Here is a 4611-nt window from a genome sequence, read left to right as displayed (position 1 = left end):
CGTTGCGCGGCAAGCTGTGCCACCGGACTTCTTCCGTATCGAGCCATGCCCCGGCTTGTTACCCGCATCGCTGCATGTGCCGCCATCATTGGTGTCGTGCTCTGGTTCCAGCCACGCATCAACGAACCGGCCGCCCAGGTCAGCAACGGCCTGAACCTGCGCAGCGCGCCGGACGCGCGTGCCGAGCGGCTGGCGGTGCTGCCGGTGGGCACGACGGTGGAGGTGCAGCGCTGCCTGGATGACCTGCAGTGGTGCAACGTGCGGGCGGGCGGCAAGAGCGGCTGGGTCGCGGCCGATTACCTGATCGCGCGCAGTGACGGCAAACGGGTCCGGTTGGCCGAGGCCGGCAAGGAGCTGGGAGTGGTGATCGAGACCGCGCGCCCCGGTGGTTGAGCGCCGGCGGCACCGGTCAGTGCAGTGTGCAACCCGCCGACGGGATTTCATTTCTCCGCAACCACGTAAAAAAACAGCCGCTTTCGCGGCTGTTTTTTTGGCATCAATACCGCAGCGGCTTCACACCCGGCCGAAGATCAGCGTGGCGTTGGTACCGCCGAAGCCGAAACTGTTGGACATCACCGTATCCAGCGTCGCGTCCCGGGTCTGGCGCAGGATCGGGAAACCTTCCACGCGCTCGTCCAGGGTTTCGATGTTGGCCGAGCCGGCCATGAAGCCGTCGCGCATCATCAGCAGGCAGTAGATCGCCTCGTGCACGCTGGCCGCGCCCAGCGAGTGGCCCGACAGCGCCTTGGTCGAGGACAGGGGCGGTACCGACTCGCCGAACACCTCGCGCACCGCACCCAGCTCGGTCACATCGCCCAGCGGGGTGGAGGTGCCATGGGTGTTCAGATAGTCGATCGGACGGTCCAGGCCTGCCATCGCCATCTTCATGCAGCGCACCGCGCCTTCACCGGACGGCGCGACCATGTCGGCGCCGTCGGAGGTCACGCCGTAACCGACCAGCTCGGCGTAGATCTTCGCGCCACGGGCGATGGCGTGGTCATAGTCTTCCAGCACCAGCATGCCGCCGCCACCGGCGATGACGAAGCCGTCGCGGTTGGCGTCATACGGACGCGAGGCGGTGGCCGGGGTTTCGTTGAAACCGGTGGACAGCGCGCCCATGGCGTCGAACATCACGCTCATCGACCAGTGCAGGTCCTCGCCGCCACCGGCAAACATCACGTCCTGGGCGCCGTGGCGGATCAGGTCCGCCGCCGCGCCAATGCAATGGGCCGAGGTGGCGCAGGCGGCCGATAGCGAATAGCTCAGGCCCTTGATGCTGAACGCGGTGGCCAGGTTGGCCGACACGGTCGAGCACATCGTGCGCGGCACCATGTACGGGCCGACTTTGCGCACGCCGCGGTTGCGCAGCAGATCGGCCGCTTCCACCTGCCATTCGCTGGAGCCGCCACCGGAGCCGGCGATCACGCCGGTACGCACGTTGCTGACCGTCGCCTCGTCCAGGCAGGCATCGGCGATGGCATCGCGCATGGCCAGGTAGCTGTAGGCGGCCGCATCGCTCATGAAGCGCTTGAGCTTGCGGTCCACCTGCGCGGTCAGGTCGATGTCGACCTTGCCGCCCACCTGGCTGCGCAGCCCGGCTTCGGCGTGGTCGGGCAGGGCGACGATGCCGGGGCGGCCTTCGCGCAGGGCGCTGGAGACGGTGTCCAGATCGTTGCCCAGGCAGGAGGTGATGCCCATGCCGGTAATGACGACGCGACGCATCAGAAGCTCTCCGTCGAGGTGAACAGGCCGACCTTCAGGTCCTTGGCGGTGTAGATCTCGCGCCCGTCCACCAGCATGCGGGCATCGGTCTGGGCCATCACCAGTTTGCGGTTGATCACGCGGGAGACATCGATTTCGTACTGCACCAGCTTGGCGCTGGGCAGCACCTGGCCGGTGAATTTGACCTCGCCACAGCCCAGCGCACGGCCGCGGCCTTCGGCGCCCAGCCAGGTCAGGAAGAAGCCGGTCAGCTGCCACATGGCGTCCAGACCCAGGCAGCCGGGCATCACCGGGTCGCCGAGGAAATGGCAGCCGAAGAACCACAGGTCCGGGCGGATATCCAGCTCGGCGCGGATCAGGCCCTTGCCATGGGCGCCACCGTCCTCGCGGATGTCGGTGATGCGGTCGAACATCAGCATCGGGTCGTTGGGCAGGCGGCCCTTGTTGGGGCCGAAGAGTTCGCCGCGCGCGCTGGCCAGCAGCTGGTCACGCGAGAACGTATGCAGACGGGTCATCCGGGGTAATCCAAAGCCAGGAGCGAGTCGCCGAGCATGCGGCAGCAGCAGCGTTCAATCAAATGTTTTAACTGGACGGTTGCGTATGTTCGGCGCAGTTAGCAGCCGTTCGAGGGCTGTTGCGAGTCGTTTTAAAATGCACAATTGTGAGGACAAGTGTGCATTTAGCGACAGCAGCTATCATGTTGGCGACCGTTCCGGACTGTTGTCGTGGCCCAGCTTCGCAAGATCATCCATGTGGACATGGACGCCTTCTATGCGTCGGTGGAGCAGCGCGATGACCCCGGATTGCGCGGGCGGCCGGTGGTGGTGGCGTGGAAGGGGCCCCGGTCGGTGGTCTGTGCGGCCTCCTACGAGGCGCGCACCTTCGGGGTGCGCTCGGCGATGCCGGCGTTGCGCGCCGAACGGCTGTGCCCGGACGCGGTGTTCGTGCCGCCGGACTTCGCCCGCTACAAGGCGGTGTCGCGGCAGATCCGCGCGATCTTCCTGCAGCACACGCCGCTGGTGGAACCGCTGTCGCTGGACGAGGCCTATCTGGATGTGACCGCCTCGCCCAGCTGCGGCGGCATCGCTACCGACATCGCCCGCCTGATCCGCGCGCAGATCCGCGAGACGACCGCGCTGACCGCCTCGGCCGGCATCGCCCCGAACAAGTTCCTGGCCAAGATCGCCTCGGACTGGCGCAAGCCCGATGGCCAGTTCGTGGTGCCGCCGTCCAGGGTGGAGCAGTTCCTGACGCCGTTGCCGGTCAACCGCGTGCCGGGCGTGGGCAAGGTGATGGAAGGCCGGCTGGCGGCGCTGGGGATCGCCACCGTCGGTGATCTGCGCGGACTGCCACTGGAGCAGCTGCAGGCGCTGTTCGGCAGTTTCGGCGCCCGCCTGTACAAGCGCGCGCGTGGGATCGATGAGCGCCCGGTGGAACCGGACCAGCCGGTGCAGTCCATCTCCTCGGAGGACACGTTTGCCGAGGATCTGCCGCTGGGCCAGTTCGACGAGCTGATCACCCAGCTGGCCGAGCGCACCTGGCGCGCCACCGGACGCACCGAGCGGATCGCCCATACGGTGGTGCTCAAGCTCAAGACCGCGCAGTTCCGCATTCTTACTCGCAGCTTCACCCCGGACTCTCCGCCCGGCTCGGTGGAGGAGCTGCGCGATATCGCCCTGGCGCTGTGCCAGCGGGTGCAGCTGCCGCCGGACACGCGCTACCGGCTGGTGGGGGTGGGCCTGTCCGGCTTCCGTGATCGTGCCGAGGTGCTGCTGCAGGGCGATCTGTTTCGCGGGTCATCGCCGGAGTGAGCGCGTCGGGTCCGCTTCCGGGGCAGGGCTACAATCGACGGTTTTCTGCGTGAGGAGTGTCGACAACGTGGCCACGTCAGCGGTGATTTTCGATCTGGACGGAACCCTGGTGGACAGCGCCGGCGATATCGCCGAGGCGGTCAACCGCTGTCTGGAGGAGCTGGCGCTGGCGCGCGTGCCTGAGGCACGGGTGCGCAGCTGGATCGGCGAAGGCGTGCGCAATCTGGTGGCCACCGCACTGAAGCATGCCGGCAGCGACCGCCCGCTGGAAACGGTGATGCCGGCCTTCATGCGCCACTACCACGCCTGCCTGCTGCGTAGCCCGCGCCTGTATGCCGGCGTGCCGGAAACGCTGCAGGCGCTGCGCGCACGCGCCCTGCCGATGGCGATCTGCACCAACAAGCCGGTGGCGCTGGTGCCGCCGCTGCTGGCGCATCTGGGGATCGCGGAGTTCTTCACCCATATCGTCGGCGGCGACAGCCTGCCGCAGCGCAAGCCTGCGGCCGAGCCGCTGTTGCACGCCGCCGCGCTGCTGGGGCAGCCGCCCGGTGCGTGCCTGATGGTGGGCGATTCGGCCACCGATCTGGGCGCGGCCAACCACGCGCACATGCCGGTGGTGCTGGTGCGCTACGGCTACCCGCGTGATCTGGACCTGGATGCGGCCGGCGCGCTGGCGGTGATCGACGATCTGCGCGAGCTGTTGCCCCTCGTCTGAGCGGCTGATTCGCGGCGCCGGGTTTCGGGGCAGTCGCCGCAACAAAAATGCCCCGGTGCGAACACCGGGGCATCGTCGTATCAGCGGAGTGCTCCGCCTCAGTTCTTGCTGTTGTAGCGCAGGGTCAGCTGGTACTCGCGACCCGGCTGGTTGTACCAGGCCACGGTTTCATAGTCGCGGTCGAACACGTTGGCGGCCTTGGCCTGCAGGCTCCACTCTGCGTTGATTGCGTATTCCACTCGGACATCGACGGTGCCGTAGCCGGCCAGACGCACGCTGTTGGCGGCGTTGTCGAAGCGGTGGCCGCTGCCGGCCGCGGTCACGCCCAGACGCAGCGGGCCGAAGCTCTTGTCCACGTCCAGG

The 4611-nt window shown here is 67.6% G+C and carries 5 protein-coding genes and 1 pseudogene; 3 read left to right on the top strand and 3 right to left on the bottom strand.

Translation table 11 applies throughout. From position 1 onward, the window contains the following. Positions 1-45: 45 nt before the first annotated feature. Positions 46-393 (top strand): SH3 domain-containing protein, encoded by a 348-nt coding sequence (locus JCM9942_RS11170; protein WP_083468512.1) that lies wholly within the window; start codon positions 46-48, stop codon positions 391-393. Between the two features lie 120 nt (positions 394-513). Here JCM9942_RS11170 and fabB read toward each other — a convergent pair whose 3' ends face one another. Both fabB and fabA read right to left on the bottom strand, forming a co-directional pair. Further along, a complete protein-coding gene (gene fabB / locus JCM9942_RS11165; protein ID WP_054659701.1) occupies positions 514-1722 on the bottom strand; it encodes a beta-ketoacyl-ACP synthase I in 1209 nt (402 codons plus the stop codon). After that, positions 1722-2237, bottom strand: a complete 516-nt coding sequence (gene fabA, locus JCM9942_RS11160) for a 3-hydroxyacyl-[acyl-carrier-protein] dehydratase FabA (protein WP_054659699.1) — start codon at positions 2235-2237, stop codon at positions 1722-1724. Before fabA ends, fabB begins: the two co-directional genes overlap by 1 nt. Positions 2238-2447: 210 nt before the next feature. Here fabA and dinB point away from each other — a divergent pair, with 210 nt between their 5' ends. Both dinB and gph read left to right on the top strand, forming a co-directional pair. Further along, complete coding sequence (dinB, locus tag JCM9942_RS11155; protein WP_054659697.1) at positions 2448-3533, top strand: DNA polymerase IV; 1086 nt, start codon at positions 2448-2450, stop codon at positions 3531-3533. A gap of 49 nt (positions 3534-3582) precedes the next feature. Beyond that, positions 3583-4248 (top strand): phosphoglycolate phosphatase, encoded by a 666-nt coding sequence (gene gph / locus JCM9942_RS11150; RefSeq protein WP_241772733.1) that lies wholly within the window; start codon positions 3583-3585, stop codon positions 4246-4248. A gap of 98 nt (positions 4249-4346) precedes the next feature. Here the strand turns inward: gph and JCM9942_RS11145 are convergent. Beyond that, a pseudogene (locus JCM9942_RS11145) lies at positions 4347-4611 on the bottom strand (TonB-dependent receptor); the annotation flags it as partial.

The organism is Stenotrophomonas pictorum JCM 9942 (assembly GCF_001310775.1).
Classification (GTDB): Bacteria; Pseudomonadota; Gammaproteobacteria; order Xanthomonadales; family Xanthomonadaceae; genus Stenotrophomonas; species Stenotrophomonas pictorum.
The sequence above is the reverse complement of the archived record's forward strand: the minus strand, read 5'-3'. Positions and strand labels throughout refer to the sequence as shown.

Coding starts and splice junctions, on each gene's coding strand:
- JCM9942_RS11170 (WP_083468512.1), top strand. CDS start 46: ATGCCCCGGCTTGTTACCCGCATCGCTGCATGTGCCGCCATCATTGGT.
- fabB (WP_054659701.1), bottom strand. CDS start 1,722: ATGCGTCGCGTCGTCATTACCGGCATGGGCATCACCTCCTGCCTGGGC.
- fabA (WP_054659699.1), bottom strand. CDS start 2,237: ATGACCCGTCTGCATACGTTCTCGCGTGACCAGCTGCTGGCCAGCGCG.